Origin of the sequence: Kitasatospora sp. NPDC085464 (assembly GCF_044541955.1) — a bacterium.
Lineage (GTDB): Bacteria > Actinomycetota > Actinomycetes > Streptomycetales > Streptomycetaceae > Kitasatospora.
The window spans coordinates 83,632-101,491 of sequence record NZ_JBITTM010000010.1 but is presented as its reverse complement, the minus strand read 5'-3'; the positions used below and the strand labels follow the sequence as shown (position 1 = coordinate 101,491).

Below are 17,860 nucleotides of genomic sequence, written 5' to 3'. Positions count from 1 at the left end.
TGGAGGAGACCGGATGCCCGAGGGACCGCAGCGACCGCGCCGCGGCGCCACGACGATCGAGGAGGTCGCCCGCGCGGCCGGGGTCTCCCGGCAGACCGTCTCCAACGCGCTCAACGCCCCGCAGCGGGTCCGCCCGGAGACCCTCGACCGGGTCACCACCGCGATCCGCGAACTCGGCTACCAGCCCGACCAGTCGGCGCGTTCGCTGCGCAGCGGCGCCCGGCGCACCCTCGGCTACCTCGCCCCGGTGGACGACCCGCTCGACCCCAACCCGCTGATGGCCGGCTTCCTGGAGGCCCTGGTCGACGCGGCCGGAGCCGAGGGGCAGCGGGTGCTGCTGTTCCGGGCCGCGCCGCCGGCCGGGGACCCGGTGGCCGCGATCGACGAACTGGTGGCGGCCCGTCAGGTGGACGGGCTGGTCCTGGCGGACGTGCTGGCGCAGGACCCCCGGATCGCGCACGTCGCACGGCTCGGCGTCCCCTTCGTCAGCTTCGGCCGCACCGGCCCGGGGGAGCCGCAGCACTGGGTGGACATCGCCAACGACGCGGCGACGGCGGAGGTGGTGCGGCACCTCGCGGCGCAGGGTCACCGCCGGATCGGCTACCTCGGGGTCGACGAGCAGCTGCCCTGGATGGCGGCCCGCCGGGCGGGCTTCCTCGCCGAGGCCCGCCGGCTGGGCCTGTCCGCGGTGGCGCTCCCCGGGGCGGCGGGGGAGGCGCGGACGGCGGGAGAGGCGGCCGCGGAGCCTTCCGCGGTCGCCGCCGTCCGGGCGCTGCTGAGCGGGCCCGACCGGCCCACCGCCTTCGCGGCCGGCAGCGACCTGCTGGCGCTGGACGTGTACGAGGCGGTGCGGGCGGAGGGGCTGGCGGTCGGGCCCGGCGGGGTGGCCGTCACCGGCTTCCACGACACGCCGCTCTGCCGCCACCTCCACCCCGCCCTGACCTCCGTCCGGCTGCCGCTGCGCGCGATCGCCGCGGCGCTGGTCGGCCGGCTGCTGGGCCGGGTGCGGGGGGAGGCGGTACCGGCGGCGGGCCTGGAGCTGCCCACCGAGCTGGTGGTGCGGGGGAGCAGCGCGTGACGAGGGGACGACCGGCGTCCGCCTGACGCCCGGGCCGGTCAGCCCGAGGCCGTTCGCCCGCGCCCGTTCGCCCGCCTCCGGCTCAGGCCCGGTGGGCCGCCGGGCGCTCCGGGGACGCCTCCGCGAGCGCCCGGGTCACGGCGTCGACGCCGGCCCGCAGCCCGTACACCGGGGTGGCCGGCTGCTGGCGCCAGGAGTCGTCGAGGCCGCCCGCGTCCACCGTGTCGAAGCCCAGCTCGTCGACCAGCGCCCGGACGACCTGCTTGGCCGCCTCGTCGTCCCCCGACACCGGCACGGCGAGGCGGTCCGGGTCGCCCGCCGGGAGCGGCCGCTCCAGCAGGTCCTGCGCGTAGGTGCCGTTGAACACCTTCACCACCGGGTGGCCGAGGTGCTGCTCCGTCCACCGGCTCTCGGTCAGCCCGCCGTCCTCGATCGCGTCGATCCGGCCGTCGCGCTCCTTCGGGTAGTAGTTGCCGGTGTCGATCACGACCACGCCGTCGGCAGCCTCGTCGAACAGCCCGGAGGGCAGGTCCGGCACGTTCTTCAACGGGACGGTCACGACCACCAGCTGCGCGCCCCGCGCCGCCTCGGCGACCGGCACCGCCGTCGCGCCCGTCTCCTCGACCAGGGCCTTCAGCGTCTCCGGGCCGCGCGAGTTGGCCACCGAGACATCGTGCCCGAGCGCGGTCAGCCGCCGCGTCAGGTTTCCGCCGATGTTGCCCGCGCCGATGATGCCGATCTTCATGGGAAGCCCCTCGTCTGCGAGTTCTGCGAGTTCTGCGAGTCCTGCGAGTTCTGCGAGTCCTGCGATTCCGCGAAGTCCGCGAGTTCCGTACTGGCTCGTCGCCTTGGCCCAACGACGTGCCGACCGCTTCGATTCCCCGCAACCGGGTGGTTTTCCGGAGGCCGGACCCGGCCCTCCCCGCGTGCCTGGTCCTGCCAGGACCAGGCACGGGAGGGCGCGCCCGGGTGAGAATCACTCCCGTGAACCCGAGCAGCACCCTGAGCGAATTCCTGCGCACCCGCCGCGCCCGACTGCGGCCCGAGGACGTCGACCTGCCCGACTACGGCGGCCGCCGCCGCGTCGCCGGGCTGCGCCGCGAGGAACTCGCCCACCTGGCAGGCGTCAGCGTCGACTACTACACCCGCCTGGAACAGGGCCGGGTCGGCAACCCCTCACAAGCCGTCCTGGACGCCGTCGCCCGCGCCCTGCGCCTCGCCCCCGACGAGTCCGGCCACCTCCACCGGCTGGCCCGCCCCGTCACCCGCCCCCGCCGGCCGACCGTCCGCCAGCAGCCCCGCCCCTCCCTGCTGCGCCTGCTGGAACAGCTGGACCACACCCCGGCCGTCGTGATGGGCCACCGGATGGACGTCCTGGCCTGGAACCGGGCCGCCACCGCGCTGTTCGGCGACTACGGCGCCCTCCCGGTCGAGGAGCGCAACATCGCCCGCATCACCTTCCTGGACCCGGCCTCCCGCGAGCTCTACGGCGACTGGGCGACCTGCGCCCGGGAGAACGTCGCCTTCCTCCACCTGGAGGCCGGCCGCCGCCCCGACGACCCGCTGCTCGCCGAACTGGTCGGCCAACTCTGCCTCTCCAGCGAGGAGTTCCACCGCTTCTGGGCCGAACACCCGGTCGCCGACAAGACCTCGGGCCGCAAGCTCTTCCACCACCCCCTGGCCGGCGCCCTCGACCTCGCCTACGACACCCTCCGCCCCGCCGACGACCCCTCCCAGGCCCTCGTCACCTACACCGCCGACCCCGACACCCCCTCCGACGACGCCCTGCGGCTGCTGCTCTCCTGGGCGGCCTCGCGGTGAGTCCCGAGCGACCGCCCGGCCGCCGGCTGCAGCACCTCCTCGCCGGCCTGCCCGCCGCCTTCGCGGCCGCGCCCCGGCCCGGCCGGATCGACGCCTGCCCCTGCTGCACCCCGCAGGCCGCCCTCGACACCCTGCTGCGCACACCCCGCGAACTGCTGGGGCCCGACGAACTGACGCGCTACGCCACGTCGGTGCTGAACACCGTCGGCTCCCCGGCGGATCTGCGGTACTTCACGCCCCGCATCCTGCGGCTCCTCCTCACCGGTGAACTCCTGCTCCCCGACCTGGAACCGTTCTGCGGCAAGCTCGACCGGGCGGCCTGGCGGGACTGGCCGGAGGCCCCGTACCTCGGCGAACTCCTCGACGCCCTCTGGACGGACGTCCTGACCGGCCCCGAGTGGTGGGACGCCGAAGCCGTCCTGTGCGCCCTCACCGCCGCCGACCCGGGGAGCGTCGACCGCCGGCTGGCGGAATGGGCCCGACTGGCGACACCGACCGCCGTCGAGCGCCTGCACGAGTTCCTCCTCGCCGGCCCCGGGCCCCGGAACGCCTTCTGGGACCGGACGAGCCCGTCCTACCGGGCCTTCACCGCATGGCTGCGCGGCCCCGTCCTTCTCGACGCCGTCGCCGACGCGTTCGACCGGACCGAGGAACCCGCTCACCTCGAACAACTCGCCACCGTCCATGACATCTTGGGGACTCTGCCGTACCGTCCGTCCATGTGACCCTCGACCAGGCGTACGTGAACCAGATCTTCCTCCCGGCGACCTACGCCGAGGGGGTTCCGTACGGGCTCTTCCGTGAGCTGCGCGCGTCCGCGCCGGTCTGCTGGGTGGAGGAGCCGGCCGTGGGGGAGTGGCCGGCCGGGCCCGGCTACTGGGCGGTGTTGCGGCACGCGGACGTGAAGCACGTGCTGCGCAGCCCGGAGGACTTCTCCTCGTACCTGGGCGCGACCCAGATCCGCGACCCCGATTCGGCGGCCGACCTGGCGTTCGCCCGGGCGATGATGCTCAACCAGGACCCGCCCGACCACTCCCGGCTGCGCCGGGCCGTCGCCGCCGCCTTCACCCCGCGGGCGCTCCGGGAGCTGACCGCCGCCATCGAGGCCCGCGCAGCCGAACTCGTCGCTGCCGTCCGCCCGCTGGGCGAAACCGACTTCGTGCCGCTCGCCGCCGACCTGCCGGTGTGGACGCTCGCCCGGATCCTCGGCGTGCCGGAGCAGGACCGGCAGCTGCTGGTCGACTGGTCGAACCGCGTCATCGGCTACCAGGACCCCGACCACGCCCACTCCAGCACCGCCGACCCGTCCCGGCTCACCGACCTGGGGCGCGCCGCGCTGGCCCACCGCCCGGAGGCTCGCACCACCCCCGACGGCCGGCCCGTCAACCCGCGCTCGCGGGCCGCACTTGCGGACATGTTCGCCTACGCACACGCGCTCGCCGAGCAGCCGCCGCCCGCCAGCATCGTGGCCCGCATGCGGGAATCCGGGCTGAGCACCGCCGAGTTCGAGACGATGTTCTTCCTCTTCGCGGTCGCCGGCAACGAGACCCTGCGCAACGGCCTGCCGGGTGGGCTGTACTCCCTGCTCACCCACGTCGACCAGTACCGCCTGCTGTGCCGACGGCCGGATCTGACCGCTTCGGCGGTGGACGAGCTACTGCGATTCTGGCCGCCCGTAGTGGAGTTCCGACGCACCGCCGCACGCGACGTCGAGCTCGGTGGGCAGGTGATCCGCGGTGGCGACAAGGTGGTGGTGTACCACGCTTCCGCCAACCGCGACGATTCGGTGTTCTCCGGTCCGGACCGCCTGGACATCACCCGTACGCCGAACGATCACGTCAGCTTCGGTTTCGGCCCGCACTTCTGCGTCGGAGCGCAACTGGCCAGGATCCAGATGTCGGCACTGCTCCGGCGGATCATCGCCGAGCTGCCCGACCTGGAGCTCACTCCCGGAGTGTCGCCGACGCGGCTCGTCTCCAACTTCCAGAACGGGCTGAAGGGCTTGAGCATCCGCTGGCGGCGCTGACAACGCCGCATCCACCCCGCCCTCCCCCCCCCCCCCGCGGTTCCGGTCACGACTCCCAGCGGATCGCGAGCAGCGCCGCGTCGTCCGTCAGGCCGGTGGCCCCGACCCAGTCCCCCACGTCCGCCAGCAGGGCGTCCAGCAGGTCGACGGGGCTCTCCGCGGGCAGCCCCGGCAGCCGCTCCTCCAGCGGGTAGAAGACGCCCCGGGCGTCCCGGGCCTCGGTCACCCCGTCGGTGTGCAGGAGCAGCAGGTCCCCCGGCCGGGCCTCGAACCGGCCCGCCGGGTACCCGCCGCCGGTCAGCCCCAGCAGCCCGAGTGGGGGCGCGGCCATCGGCGGCGCCAGTGCGTCCACCCGGCCGGCCCGGCACAGGAGTGGGGGCGGATGGCCGCAGTTCACCAGTGCGACCGGCTCCCGCCCGGGCGGCACCGACAGCAGCAGCGCGGTGGCGAAACGCCCCTCGCCCGGGCGGGCGTCCAGCGCGGCGTCCAGCCGTTCGGCCAGCCGTCCGAGGTCGGGCTCGGTCCGGGCCGCCTCACGGAACACTCCCAGCACGTCCGCCACCGTCTCGACGGCCGGCAGGCCGTGCCCCTGCACGTCCCCCAGCAGGATCCGCACGCCGTACCCGGTCTCCACGACGGCGTAGAGGTCCCCGCCGATCCGCGCCTCGGCGGCCGCGGCGACGTAGCGCACGGAGATCCGCAGCGGACCGATCCGCTCCGGCGGCGGGCGCAGCAGGGCGCGCTGCGCCGCCTCGGCCACCGTGCGGACCTGGAAGAGCTCCCGCTCCCTGGCCGCCACCAGCACCACGTCGGCCGCGCTGGCCAGGGTCGCGGCGAGCACGGTGATCATCGCCGTGACGTGCACCTCGGTCGGCAGCTCGGTGTTGGTGGTCTCCAGCAGTCCGACGGCCACGACGGCCAGACCGCCGACCGCCAGCGGCACCCGGGCGCTGCGGCTGGTCGCCCCGGCCAGCACCGGTGCCACCGCCAGCACGGGTGACAGCGTCGTCCCTGGCCCGGTCACCAGGTCGGCCACCACGGCGGCGACCAGCAGCAGGAACGCGCAGAACAGCAGTAGTCGGGCGCGCCGCGGCAGGTGCAGCGGCGGCATCCCGTCCGGTCTGTCGGCACGCACGTGTCCTCCAGGCTGGGAACGGCCCCACCATCCACTCTCTCCGGGCTCCCGGCGGGCGGCACCTCGGGCCGGTGGCCCCGCGGTTCCCTGTGGAGACCGGCCGGGAGGCGGGACGGAGGCCGGGCCGGGAGGCGGGACGCACGAGCCGCCGCCCGGCTTCCTCGTTCCCGCCGCACCGCGTGGACCCGGTGCACCTGCGGCCCGCTGCTCGAAGGCCTCCGCCGCCGCACCGCGACCGCGACTGCGACTGCGGCGGTGTTCGCCGAGCCGGGCCGGTGCGACCTCACCCGCGACAACGGTCCGGAACGCTCCAAGTCCCGTCCTGTGCACCAAAACTGACATGACGTCAGATGTGAGGCGCGCTCCACCGCAGGAACAGCAGTGCCACCGCCGCGATCCCCGCGCCGAGCCCGTACACCACGGCGGCACCCGACCCCAGCGTCGCGCCGCCGAGCACCGTGCCGAGCCCGATCCCGGCGTAGATGGCCGAGGAGTTGAGCGAGACGACCAGCGGGGCCTCCTACGGGGCGACCTCGATCAGCCGGTGCTGCTGCGGGGGCGCTGGCACCAGCCGGCGTAGGCGGCGGCGAAGGCGGTGATCGACTGGCCGGCCGTCGCCGGTGACGCGTGCAGGTCGTCGGCCATGGACGGAAGGAAGCCGGCGACGACGAAGGCGTCGGTCCCGAGGGCGAAGGTGTCCAGGGCGGTCGTCGCCGGCGGCGGCCGCCCCCTCCGTGCGCTGCCGGATCTCGGTGCAGCGGAAGAGGTCGTCGGGCCCTTCGATCGCGGAGACCGCGTCCATCAGGGTGACCAGGCGCTACTCGACTCCTTCGCCCATGCGCATAACCAGGACACTACGCGTCCAGGTTTCGCCCCGGGAAGCGGACGGCCGGACCGCCGGGGCTGTCGGGGCAGCCGGAAGGATCAGCCCGCGCAGGTCGGGCAGAGGCCCCGGTAGGTGACCTCGGCCTGCGAGACGGTGAATCCGAAGCGCTGCTCCGTCGGGAGGTCGGCCAGCGGGTTGCCGAGCGGGTGGACGTCGCGGATGGCGCCGCAGCCGGTGCAGATCAGGTGCTGGTGCGGGCGGTGCGCGTTGGGGTCGTAGCGCTTGGCGCGCCCGTCGGTGGAGACCTCGATGACCTCGCCGAGGGTGACCAGCTCGCCGAGGGTGTTGTAGACCGTCGCCCGGGAGATCTCCGGGAGGCGCTCCGCCGCGCGGGCGTGCACCTCGTCCGCGGTCAGGTGCACGTGCTCGCCGTCCAGGACCTCGGCCACGACACGCCGCTGGGAGGTGAGGCGCCAGCCGCGCCCGCGCAGTCGCTCCAGCAGGTCACTCATATCGGTTCACCTATTCAGGTCAAGGGGAAGACCGGAGTTTACCAATACACATCCTGGGTCATCCGGATCCCGATCGGATATGGGTTTGGTGTCATTCTTGACTTGGATTCCGTCCATCGTAGGATCGGCTCCGGCGCTAGCCTAGGTACCAGCAGTAGATGTAGATGCCGTAGGTAGCACAGAAGACACCGTGATCCGCCTTGTGAGGGAAGGATTCCCATGTCTGACATCCACGATGCAACCGGCGTAGAGGCGAAGGCGGAAGGCTGCCCGGTGAACCACGGGCGCGCCGCGCACCCCACGCAGGGCGGTGGCAACCGCCAGTGGTGGCCGGAGCGGCTCAATCTCAAGATCCTCGCCAAGAACCCCGCCGTGGCCAATCCGCTCGGAGCGGAATTCGACTACCCGGCGGCTTTCGAGGCGCTCGACCTCCCGGCCGTCAAGCGGGACATCCAGGAGGTGCTCACCACCTCCCAGGACTGGTGGCCGGCCGACTACGGCAACTACGGCCCGTTCATGATCCGCATGGCCTGGCACAGCGCCGGCACCTACCGGATCAGCGACGGCCGCGGCGGCGCCGGCGGCGGCCAGCAGCGCTTCGCCCCGCTGAACAGCTGGCCCGACAACGCGAGCCTGGACAAGGCGCGCCGCCTGCTGTGGCCGGTGAAGAAGAAGTACGGCCGCAGCCTCTCCTGGGCCGACCTGATCGTCCTGGCCGGCAACGTCGCGCTGGAGGGCATGGGCTTCCGGACCTTCGGCTTCGGCGGCGGCCGGGTGGACGAGTGGGAGCCCGACGAGGACGTCTACTGGGGCCCGGAGACCACCTGGCTGGGCGACGAGCGCTACACCGGCGACCGCGAGCTGGAGAACCCGCTGGCCGCCGTCCAGATGGGCCTGATCTACGTCAACCCCGAGGGCCCCAACGGCAACCCGGACCCGATCGCCGCCGCCCGCGACATCCGCGAGACCTTCTACCGGATGGCGATGAACGACGAGGAGACCGTCGCGCTGATCGCCGGCGGCCACACCTTCGGCAAGACCCACGGCGCCGGCCCGGCCGACAACGTCGGCGCGGACCCCGAGGACGCGCCGATGGAGCAGCAGGGCATCGGCTGGAAGAGCGCCTTCCGCACCGGCGTCGGCGGGGACGCGATCACCAGCGGCCTGGAGGGCGCCTGGACGCCCACCCCGGTCACCTGGGACAACAGCTTCTTCGAGACGCTGTTCGGCTACGAGTGGGAGCTCACCAAGAGCCCGGCCGGCGCCCACCAGTGGAAGCCGAAGGACGGCGCGGGCGAGGGCACCGTCCCGGACGCCCACGACCCGAACAAGCGCCACGTCCCGATCATGCTCACCACCGACCTGTCGCTGCGCTTCGACCCGGTCTACGAGCCGATCTCCCGGCGCTTCCTGGAGGACCCTGCGGCGTTCGCCGACGCCTTCGCCCGCGCCTGGTACAAGCTGACCCACCGCGACATGGGCCCGGTCGTCCGCTACCGCGGCCCGGAGGTCCCGGCCGAGCACCTGCTCTGGCAGGACCCGCTGCCGACCGTCGACCACCGGCAGATCGGCGCGGCCGACGTGGCCGACCTCAAGCGGCGGATCAACGACACCGGCCTCTCGGTGGCCGAGCTGGTCTCCACCGCCTGGGCGGCGGCCTCCTCGTTCCGCTCCAGCGACAAGCGCGGCGGTGCCAACGGCGGCCGGATCCGGCTGCAGCCGCAGATCGGCTGGGAGGTCAACGAGCCCGACCGGCTGGCCGCGGTGCTGCGCACCCTGGAGGGCGTGCAGCGGGACTTCAACGCGCAGGCCGGCGGCGGCACGCAGGTCTCGCTGGCCGACCTGGTGGTGCTGGCCGGCGGCGTCGGCGTCGAGCAGGCGGCCAAGGCGGCCGGCCTCGCCGTCGAGGTGCCGTTCGCGGCCGGCCGGGTGGACGCGCCGCAGGAGCTGACCGACACCGAGTCCTTCGCCGCGCTGGAGCCCAAGGCCGACGGCTTCCGCAACTGGGTCGGCAAGGGCAACCGCCTGCCGGCCGAGTACCTGCTGCTCGACAAGGCGAACCTGCTCGGCCTGAGCGCCCCGGAGATGACCGTGCTGGTCGGCGGCCTGCGCGTGCTGGGCGCCAACCACGGGCAGTCCGCGCACGGCGTGCTCACCGAGACCCCCGGCGTGCTGACGAACGACTTCTTCGTCAACCTGCTGGACCTGGGCACCCGTTGGACGGCCACCTCGGAGGACTCGCACACCTTCGAGGGCCGGGACGCCTCCGGCAAGGTCAGGTGGAGCGGCACCCGGGCCGACCTGGTCTTCGGCTCGAACGCCGAACTCCGGGCCGTCGCCGAGGTGTACGCGAGCGACGACGCCAAGGAGAAGTTCGTGACGGACTTCGTCGCGGCCTGGGTCAAGGTCATGAACGCGGACCGCTTCGACCTCGTCTGATCCCCACGGCAGTGCGGGCGGGAGCCCGGGGCGATCGACCCCCGGGCTCCCGCCCGCGTCACGGCGCGTCGGGCTCCCGCCCGCGGGGCCGCGTCGTCACGGCGCGTCGGGTGCGGCGCCCACGCTGACCAGCCCCGTCTCGTACGCCGCGACCACCACCTGCGCCCGGTCCCGCAGGCCCAGCTTGCCGAGGATCCGGGCCACGTGCGTCTTCACCGTCGCCTCCGACAGCTGCAGCCCGGCGGCGAGTTCGGCGTTGCTGAGGCCGCGCGCCAGCAGCGCCATCACCTCCAGCTCGCGCGGGGTGAGCGTGCCCAGCTCGCGGTGCGGCGCCGCGGTGGCGGCGCCGGCGTCCGGACGGGCGAAGCGCTCGACCAGCCGCCGGGTGATGGCGGGGGCGAGCAGCGCGTCCCCGGTGCGCACCAGCCGGACGGCGGCGGCCAGGTGCTCCGGGGTGACGTCCTTGAGCAGGAAGCCGCTCGCCCCGGCGGCCATCGCCGCGTAGACGTAGTGGTCCAGGTCGAAGGTGGTCAGCATGATGATCCGCGGCGGCTCCTGGGCCGGGGCGGCGAGGATCCGGCGGGTGGCCTCCAGGCCGTCCAGGCCGGGCATCCGGATGTCCATCAGGACCACGTCGGGCGCGGTCCGGCGGACGGCCGCGACGGCCTGCTCGCCGTCCTCGGCCTCCGCGACCACGTCGATCCCCTCGGACTCCAGGATCAGCCGGAACCCGGTGCGGACCAGGGCCTGGTCGTCGGCGACCACCACCCGCAGCGGCTGCGCGCTCATGAACTCTCCAAGGGGATCAGGGCCGTGACGCGGTAGCCGCCGCGCGGCCGGGGGCCGGTCTGCAGGGTGCCGCCGTAGACGGCGAGGCGTTCGCGCAGGCCGAGCAGGCCGCGCCCGTTGCCGGTGGAGGCGGCGCCGGTGGGGCGGCCGCCGGTGTCGGTGACCTGCACCTTCAGGTGGTCGGGGGCGTACTCGACGGTCACCGCGGCGGCGGCGCCGCCCGCGTGCTTGACGGTGTTGGTCAGGGCCTCCTGGACGACCCGGTAGGCGGCCAGTTCGACCCCGGGCGGTACGGACCGGCGCTCGCCGCGGACGGCCAGCTCGACGGGCAGCCCGGCCCGGCGGACGCCCTCGACCAGGGCGTCCAGCCGGCCGAGGCCGGGCTGGGGGCTGAGGTCGGCCTCGGCGGCCGGGTCCCCGCCGGTCTCCGAGTCGATGGTCAACAGGCCCATCACCTGCCGCAGTTCGGTCATCGCCGCGCGTCCGCCGGACTCCACCGCGGCCATCGCCTCGCGGGCCCTGTCCGGGGCGGTGTCCAGGATCTTGCGGGCGGCCCCGGCCTGGATCGTCATCATGCTCACGTTGTGGGTGACGACATCGTGCAACTCCCGCGCGATGCGGGCCCGTTCCAGTTCCACCGCGCGTCGCAGCGCGGCCAGCTGCTCGCCCTCCAGCGCGGAGAGCCGCTCCCGCCCCTCGTCCACCCGGCGGCGCCACATCCGCAGTTCGTAGGCGACCGCGAACACCGGCACCAGCACCAGGACGGCGATCACCCCGTTGGGGAAGTGCGGCAGCTTGGCCTCGGCGAAGAGCACCACCAGCGCGGCGGTCGCGACCGGGAGGCTGAGCAGCACGGCCGGCGGACGGCGCTCGTACGCGGCCACGCTGTACGCGGCGACGATCACGGCCACGCCCGCCGAGTACGCGATGTCCTGCGACTGGTGACGGACCAGCAGCGCAGTCGGCAGCACCGTCCAGAGCACAGCCAGCGGGAAGCGCCGGCGCAGCACCAGCGGCAGCGGCACCAGCGGGACCAGCAGCAACAGCCCGGTCACCGTGGTCACCTGCGGGTTGTCCGCGATGGTGGCGTAGCGACCGCTGCTGATGGCGAGGAAGAGGGCCAGGGCGACGTCGAAGGCCTGGCCGCGCCGGGTCGGCCGGGGCGGCGGGGCGCCGCCCGGGCCGTCGGCCGGGCGGAGCGCCGCGCGCAGCCGCCGCACCGTCGGATGGTTGATCACCGGGACATTGTGCGGGCCGGGGGCCGCCCGGCACAGCCCCGCGGGCGGCAGTGACCGGTACACCCGGCGACTACGTCGCAAGGATGACGCCGCGTCCGGTCCACCGGGCGCGGTACGGGAGTTGCCGCGGGCGGCGGACGCGACCGGGCGCCGCCCGTCCGTACCGTCGTGCCGACCACCAGGCACGACGTACGAGGAGCGGGGATGAGCGGAGTCCGAGGAGTGACCGGACCGGGGCCGGGCGGCGGCCCGGTGATCGAGCTGAACGGGGTGAGCCGCCACTACGCGGGAGCCCGGGCGGCGCTGGACGGAGTCACGCTGAGCGTGCGGGCGGGGGAGTCGGTGGCCGTGCTCGGGCCGTCCGGGAGCGGGAAGTCCACGCTGCTGAACCTGGTGGCCGGACTGGACCGGCCGAGCGCCGGGACGGTCACCGTGGCCGGGGTCCGCGTCGACCGGCTGGGCGAGGCGGCCTCGGCCCGCTACCGGCGCGCCACCGTCGGAATGGTGTTCCAGTTCTTCAACCTGCTGGACGACCTCACCGTCACCGACAACGTGGTGCTCGCCGGTGAACTGGCCGGCGTGCCGCGCGCCGAGGCCCGGCGCCGGGCCGGCGAGCTGCTGGAGTCGCTCGGCATCGACCGGCACGCCCGTGTCCACCCGGGCCGGCTCTCCGGCGGTGAGCGCCAACGCGTCGCGGTGGCCAGGGCGTTGATGAACCGGCCGACGGTGCTGCTGGCCGACGAGCCGACCGGTGCGCTGGACTCGGCTTCGGGCGAGGACGTCAAGGAGCTGTTCCGGGACCTGCACGAGGAGGGCCAGACCGTCCTGCTCGTCACCCACGATCTGGGCCTGGCCGAGGACTGCGCGACCCGCACGGTCCGGATGTGCGACGGCCGGGTCGAGGCGGACTCGGCGGTGACGGCGTGACCGCGCTCGGAAGGGTCGTGCGTGCCGGAGTCCGCAGGCGCCGGACCCAGTCGGTCGCGGTCGGGCTGGCCGCGATGGTGGCGACCACCTGTTCCGTCCTCGGCGGCTCGCTGCTGGTCGCCTCCCAGGCCCCCTTTGACCGGGCCTTCGACCGTCAGCACGGCGCCCACCTCACCGCGCGCTTCGACGGCACCAGGACGGACGCCGGGCAGCTCGCCGCCGCCGCGCACGCCGCCGGGGTGACGGTCGCCGCCGGGCCGTTCCGCACCGTCACCGTCGACCCCGAACCCGGCCCGGGATCGAGCGTCCCGCCCGGGGTGACCATGGCGCCGATGACCGTCACGGGTCGCGCCTCCGCCACCGCGGACGTTGACAACGTGGAGATCCTGCAAGGCAGTTGGCCGAAGCAGCCGGGTGAGGTGGTGATCGACTCCGGGTACGGGAACCAGGGGGTGGACATCGGCGGCACGCTGCGCCTGCCCGGCCTGCCGGGAACACCGACGCTGAAGGTCGTCGGACTCGCCCGGTCCGTCAGCCGCACCTCCGACGCCTGGGTGACCCCCGACGCCGTCGCCGCCCTCACCGCGCCCGGCAGCACCCCCGGCTACGAACTGCTCTGCCGCTTCGCCCGGGCCGGCACCACCGGCGAGATGGCCGCCGACCGGGCCGCCGTGACCGCCGCCGCGCCCGCCGACTCGCTCACCGGCGCGCAGTCCTGGCTCACCGCCAAGCAGGGCTCCGACCGCAACACCGCGCTGTTCCTGCCCTTCATGGTCGCCTTCGGCCTGCTCGGCCTGGCGATGTCGGTGCTGGTGGCGGGCAACGTGGTGGCCGGCGCGGTCGGCACCGCGACCCGGCGGATCGGCGTCCTCAAGGCGCTCGGCTGCACCCCCGCCCAGGTGGTGCGGGCCTACGTCGCCCAGGCGCTGATCCCGGCCACGGCGGGCACCCTGCTCGGCGTGGCCGCCGGAAACCTGCTGACCGTCCCGGTGCTCGCCACCACCGGGCAGCTCTACGGCACCACCACCTCCGGCCTCGACCCCTGGGTCGACGCCGCGGTCGCGGGCGGCACCCTCGCCGCCGTCGCCCTGGTCGCCTGGGCCGCCGCCGCCCGCGCCGGACGGCTGCGCACGGTGGACGCACTCGCGGTCGGCCGCACGGCGGGCGGCACCCGGCGGGACGCCCTCGCCGCCCGCGCCGCCGCGCTGGCCGCCCGGCTGCCGCTGCCCCGGCCGCTGAGCCTCGGCCTCGCCCAGCCCTTCGCCCGCCCCGCCCGGGCCGCCGGAATGCTCGCGGCGGTGCTGTTCGGCACGACGGCGGCGGTCTTCGCGGTGGGCATGGGCGGGACGATGACCTGGGTGCAGCAGGCGAAGAACCACGACATCGCCGACATCCGGGTGCACCCCGAGCGGCCCGACGTCCCGGCCGCGGCCCGGTCGGCCCCCACGGCCGGTCCGGCCGCGGCCGATCCGGCCGCCGTCACCGCCGCCCTGACGGCCCAGCCGGGCACCGCGAGCCACTACGGCGCCGGCGTCGAGGACGTCACCGTGCCCGGGGTCGCCGGGAACACGACCGTGACCGCCTTCGCCGGCGACAGCAACGGGGCCGGCTACCGGATGGTGTCAGGCCGTTGGTACCGGGGTCCGGGCGAGGCCGTCGCACCCGCCACCTTCCTGACCGAGGCCTCGGCGAAGATCGGCGACCCGGTGACCTTCACGACCCACGGCCGGGCGGTCACCGTCCGGATCGTCGGCGAGGTCTTCGACCCCCACGTGCAGACCAACGAGCTGTTCACCGACGCCGCCACCTTCCCCTCCGGGACGGACCCGAAGCCGGACGTCTGGTTCGTCACGCTGAAGCCCGGCACCGACCGCGTCGCCTACGCCACCGCCGTCGGCGCCGCGCTCGCCCCGGTCCACATGACCGCCGAGGCCGACGTGCCACACGGCTCCAGCGACATGATCCTCACGATGCGATCCCTCACCGCGACACTGACCGCACTGCTGGTCGCGGTCGCCGGGCTCGGCGTGTTCAACACCGTCGTCCTGGAAGCCCAGGACCGCCGGCGGGACACGGGCGTCACCAAGGCGATCGGCATGACCCCGGCGCAGACCGTGGGCGTGGTGCTCGCCCCGGTGCTCCTGGTCGGCGTCGTCGGCGGCGCGATCGGCCTGCCCGCCGGCCTCCTGCTGCACCGGGTCACGGTGCCCGCGATGGGCCACTCCGCCGGGCTGAACTTCCCGGACGCGGCACTGGACGTCCTCGGCACCCCGGTGCTGGTGCTGCTCGGGCTGGGCGGCGTGCTCATCGCGGCGCTCGGCGCACTGCTCCCGGCCGTGCGGGCGGCCCGGGCGAGGACGGTGGATGCCCTGCGGGCGGAGTGACGGAGGGCGGCGGGGGTCCGGCGGGCGGGCGGTGGGCTCCGGGCGGTGGGTGGCGCGCTCAGGCCTGGCCGGGCCCTCCGGCGGACTCCCCGGCGGGCCCCTCGGCGGGCTCCTGCGCCGTGGCCCGCTGTTCGGTGGCCCGCGGTTCCGTGGGCTGCTACGGACGGCTGGTTCGAGCGCCGCCTCGCCGCCGACGGCCTCGACCCGGAGGCCCTGCGCGCTCTCCTGACCGAGCACCCGGACGCGCTCGCCGGGCGCCTCGGGGTGCCCCCGTGGGCCGAGCGGCTCGCCGCCGCGTTCCACCGCCAGGCCCCCGCCGCCGCTCCGAGTCCGAGCGCCTCGCCCGCCACCGGGCCCGGCACTCCGTCCTGCGCTCCGGCCTGCTCCCCGAACGCATGTGGGACGAGGGCAACGGCGGCACCGACCTCTCCGCCCTCGGCTGGGACCCGGCCAGCCTCCCGCCCCGGCCCGCCCCCGTCCTCGTCGGCCAGGGCACGGACGAACTGCGCCTGGAGTACCGGAGGCTGCCCGTCGAAGCGCCCGGAAGCCGCCCGGTCCCCGCCGGGCAGCCGCTGCGACTCGCCGACCACCTCGACGCCCTGGAAGCCGGATTCACCGAGGCCTACCGGCTGCTGGCCGCCGACAAGGACCGGCTCCGCACGCTGCTCCGGGCGTTCGCGGGGGACGAGACCCGGCTGCTGCGCCGCGACACCTTCGAGTACCGCAGCCTCCTCAACACCGCCTGCCACCCCGACCTGCTGCGCGACGCCCTCGACCAGGACCGCCACCTCGACCGGCTCTGGGCACTCGCCGCCTGGGAGGAGCACGCCCTCGCCTTCGTCGCCCACGAACGCGCCGACCTGTGGCGCGGCGACGTGCCCGTCTTCACCGTCCGCCCGGACGGCGTCGACGCCCGCTCCGCCACCGGCGCCGTCATCCCCGGTGTCACCGCCGAGGCGCGCGACCTGCCCGCCGACGTGCGCGACCTACCCGCCGAGGACGGCGATCCCGGCGCGGCACAAGCGCTCGCCGACCGCGCCGTCGCCAAGGCCGTCGAGGCCGGCGAGCACCTGCTCCGCGAGGCCCACCGGGGCAGCGCCGACCTCGCCTGGTCCGGCCCCAACTGGACGCCGCCCGGCCGCTGGGCCCCCGCCGAACTCGGTCCGGACCTCTACAGCGGCACGGCGGGCATTACGCTCTTCCTGCACCAGCTCGCCGTCGTCACCGGGGACCGCTCGCACGCTGAGGCCGCCCGCGCCGCCAAACTGACACTTCGTCAGCAGATCCGCCGCCGGGTCGACCGGCTCGGCGGCGGGCTCGCCGGGACGGGCGGCGTGCTCTACGCCCTCGCACAGTTCGCCGCCCACCATCCCGACGCCGAACTCGACGACCTGGCCCGGCTGGTGATCGGCCGGATCGCCACCACCGCACCCGAGGACACCCTCCACGACCTGCTCTCCGGCAACGCGGGCGCCATCGGCGGCCTGCTCGCCTGGGAGGCCGTCCGGCCTGGCCCGGCCGTCACCGCCGCCCTGGCCGCCTGCGCCGAACGCCTGGCCGGGGCCGCCTCCCCGCACCCCGACGGCGGCGTCGGCTGGCTCCCCGCCTCCCTCGGCGGGGCCGCCGACCGGCCCCTGGCCGGATTCGCCCACGGCGGCTCCGGCATCGCCTGGGCCCTCGCCCGCGCCGGCCACCGCCTCGGCGACCCGGCGCTGCCCGAACTCGCCCTCGCCGGCCTCGACTACGAGCGCACCCTGTTCGACCCGTCCGCCGCCAACTGGCGCGACGTCCGCGAGGACGACGGCCCGGACGGCCCCTCCTTCCCCGCCCTCTGGTGCCACGGCGCCTCCGGGATCGCCCTGGCCCGGGTCGAACTCGCCGAACTCCTGCCGGACCGGGCGGAGTCGCTGCGCAAGGAGCGGGACACCGCACTCGACACGGTGCGCCGCGAGGGCTTCGGCCTCAACTTCTCGCTCTGCCACGGCGACCTCGGCAACCTGGAGACCCTCCACCTCGCCGGCGCCCCCTGGCACGCCCGGGCCCGCACCACCCTGGCCGCCCTCGACACCCGCGGCTGGCTCTGCGGGCTCCCGCACGGCGTCCACAGCCCGTCCCTCATGGTCGGCCTCGCCGGCATCGGTCACGGCCTCCTCCGCCTCGCCAGCCCCGGCCCGCGTGCCGTCCCTCCTCGCCCTCCACCCGCCGGTGGCTCCCTGACCCCACGGGTCGGAACCCCCTGGGGTCGGTCGAAGACCGGTCCGAGGTCCGGCGGGAGGTGTGCGACGACCAGGGCGACGGCCGCCTCCGGGCCGTCCGGAGTGCCGAGCACGTCGAGGCTGTACGGGCGGCGGACGCGGTAGGTGCCGTTCCCCAGGGGGTCGGTGAACGGGACCCCCTCGGTCACCCACGGGAACGTCGTCGACAGGCTGAAGCCCAGGATGTGGTGGCTCGTGAAGGGGTACGGCGGCGTCGACCCTGCTGAAGTTGCTCTCCGGCCTCTACCTGTCGCAGTCCGGCCGGATCACCTGGGACGGCGTGCCGGTGGAGGAACCGGACACCGACGGCATGTGGTCCCGGGTGGCCCGGGCGCCGCAGGAGTTCGCGCGCTGGCCGTTGGGTGCCGCGGAGAACGTCCACCTCGGCCATCTCATCGACGAGCTGATGGCGGACGTCGAACGGGCAGCG

General features: G+C 74.9%; 13 protein-coding genes and 1 pseudogene. 8 read left to right on the top strand and 6 right to left on the bottom strand.

Going from position 1 to position 17,860, the window contains the following annotated elements:
- Positions 1-13: 13 nt before the first annotated feature.
- Entirely contained in the window at positions 14-1,078 is a 1,065-nt protein-coding gene (locus tag ACIGG8_RS11190) for a LacI family DNA-binding transcriptional regulator (RefSeq protein ID WP_396547158.1), read from the top strand.
- Between the two features lie 82 nt (positions 1,079-1,160).
- On the opposite strand, the gene ACIGG8_RS11185 is transcribed toward ACIGG8_RS11190, so the two are convergent.
- Complete coding sequence (locus ACIGG8_RS11185) at positions 1,161-1,823, bottom strand: NAD(P)-binding domain-containing protein (protein WP_350521100.1); 663 nt, start codon at positions 1,821-1,823, stop codon at positions 1,161-1,163.
- 230 nt (positions 1,824-2,053) lie between these two features.
- Here ACIGG8_RS11185 and ACIGG8_RS11180 point away from each other — a divergent pair, with 230 nt between their 5' ends.
- From ACIGG8_RS11180 to ACIGG8_RS11170, 3 genes are read left to right on the top strand one after another with little or no spacing between them, the layout of a single operon-like run.
- Positions 2,054-2,899: a helix-turn-helix domain-containing protein gene (locus ACIGG8_RS11180; protein ID WP_396547288.1), complete on the top strand. Its 846-nt coding sequence runs from the start codon at positions 2,054-2,056 to the stop codon at positions 2,897-2,899.
- Positions 2,896-3,624, top strand: coding sequence for a hypothetical protein (locus tag ACIGG8_RS11175; RefSeq protein ID WP_396547156.1), 729 nt, complete (start codon positions 2,896-2,898; stop codon positions 3,622-3,624). The genes ACIGG8_RS11180 and ACIGG8_RS11175 overlap by 4 nt, the downstream gene beginning before the upstream one ends.
- Positions 3,621-4,925 (top strand): cytochrome P450, encoded by a 1,305-nt coding sequence (locus ACIGG8_RS11170; RefSeq protein ID WP_396547154.1) that lies wholly within the window; start codon positions 3,621-3,623, stop codon positions 4,923-4,925. Before ACIGG8_RS11175 ends, ACIGG8_RS11170 begins: the two co-directional genes overlap by 4 nt.
- A 46-nt stretch (positions 4,926-4,971) precedes the next feature.
- On the opposite strand, the gene ACIGG8_RS11165 is transcribed toward ACIGG8_RS11170, so the two are convergent.
- Both ACIGG8_RS11165 and ACIGG8_RS11160 read right to left on the bottom strand, forming a co-directional pair.
- Positions 4,972-6,060 (bottom strand): PP2C family protein-serine/threonine phosphatase, encoded by a 1,089-nt coding sequence (locus tag ACIGG8_RS11165; protein ID WP_396547152.1) that lies wholly within the window; start codon positions 6,058-6,060, stop codon positions 4,972-4,974.
- A gap of 924 nt (positions 6,061-6,984) precedes the next feature.
- Positions 6,985-7,398, bottom strand: a complete 414-nt coding sequence (locus ACIGG8_RS11160; protein WP_350521088.1) for a Fur family transcriptional regulator — start codon at positions 7,396-7,398, stop codon at positions 6,985-6,987.
- Between the two features lie 219 nt (positions 7,399-7,617).
- Here ACIGG8_RS11160 and katG point away from each other — a divergent pair, with 219 nt between their 5' ends.
- The gene (gene katG, locus ACIGG8_RS11155; RefSeq protein WP_396547150.1) at positions 7,618-9,837 is read left to right on the top strand and encodes a catalase/peroxidase HPI; all 2,220 of its coding nucleotides are present in this window, start codon (positions 7,618-7,620) and stop codon (positions 9,835-9,837) included.
- A 96-nt stretch (positions 9,838-9,933) separates the two neighbouring features.
- Here katG and ACIGG8_RS11150 read toward each other — a convergent pair whose 3' ends face one another.
- Positions 9,934-10,626 (bottom strand): response regulator, encoded by a 693-nt coding sequence (locus tag ACIGG8_RS11150; RefSeq protein WP_396547148.1) that lies wholly within the window; start codon positions 10,624-10,626, stop codon positions 9,934-9,936.
- A complete protein-coding gene (locus ACIGG8_RS11145) occupies positions 10,623-11,864 on the bottom strand; it encodes a sensor histidine kinase (protein ID WP_396547146.1) in 1,242 nt (413 codons plus the stop codon). Before ACIGG8_RS11145 ends, ACIGG8_RS11150 begins: the two co-directional genes overlap by 4 nt.
- Positions 11,865-12,068: 204 nt before the next feature.
- Between ACIGG8_RS11145 and ACIGG8_RS11140 the strand changes: the two genes are divergently transcribed.
- The 3 genes and pseudogenes from ACIGG8_RS11140 to ACIGG8_RS11130 form a co-directional block, all read left to right on the top strand.
- Positions 12,069-12,791, top strand: coding sequence for an ABC transporter ATP-binding protein (locus ACIGG8_RS11140; protein ID WP_396547144.1), 723 nt, complete (start codon positions 12,069-12,071; stop codon positions 12,789-12,791).
- Positions 12,792-12,808: 17 nt separating this feature from the next.
- Complete coding sequence (locus tag ACIGG8_RS11135; protein ID WP_396547142.1) at positions 12,809-15,175, top strand: FtsX-like permease family protein; 2,367 nt, start codon at positions 12,809-12,811, stop codon at positions 15,173-15,175.
- Positions 15,172-17,349: pseudogene (locus tag ACIGG8_RS11130) on the top strand (lanthionine synthetase LanC family protein); the annotation flags it as partial. The gene ACIGG8_RS11135 and the pseudogene ACIGG8_RS11130, both read left to right, overlap by 4 nt.
- Here ACIGG8_RS11130 and ACIGG8_RS11125 read toward each other — a convergent pair.
- Complete coding sequence (locus ACIGG8_RS11125; protein ID WP_396547140.1) at positions 17,316-17,579, bottom strand: DUF6193 family natural product biosynthesis protein; 264 nt, start codon at positions 17,577-17,579, stop codon at positions 17,316-17,318. The pseudogene ACIGG8_RS11130 and the gene ACIGG8_RS11125 overlap by 34 nt on opposite strands.
- Between the last annotated feature and the right edge of the window lie 281 nt (positions 17,580-17,860).

Bases quoted from the DNA above. Each gene is read 5' to 3' on its own strand.
- ACIGG8_RS11190 (WP_396547158.1), top strand. From the start codon at position 14: ATGCCCGAGGGACCGCAGCGACCGCGCCGCGGCGCCACGACGATCGAG.
- ACIGG8_RS11185 (WP_350521100.1), bottom strand. From the start codon at position 1,823: ATGAAGATCGGCATCATCGGCGCGGGCAACATCGGCGGAAACCTGACG.
- ACIGG8_RS11160 (WP_350521088.1), bottom strand. From the start codon at position 7,398: ATGAGTGACCTGCTGGAGCGACTGCGCGGGCGCGGCTGGCGCCTCACC.
- katG (WP_396547150.1), top strand. From the start codon at position 7,618: ATGTCTGACATCCACGATGCAACCGGCGTAGAGGCGAAGGCGGAAGGC.
- ACIGG8_RS11150 (WP_396547148.1), bottom strand. From the start codon at position 10,626: ATGAGCGCGCAGCCGCTGCGGGTGGTGGTCGCCGACGACCAGGCCCTG.
- ACIGG8_RS11140 (WP_396547144.1), top strand. From the start codon at position 12,069: ATGAGCGGAGTCCGAGGAGTGACCGGACCGGGGCCGGGCGGCGGCCCG.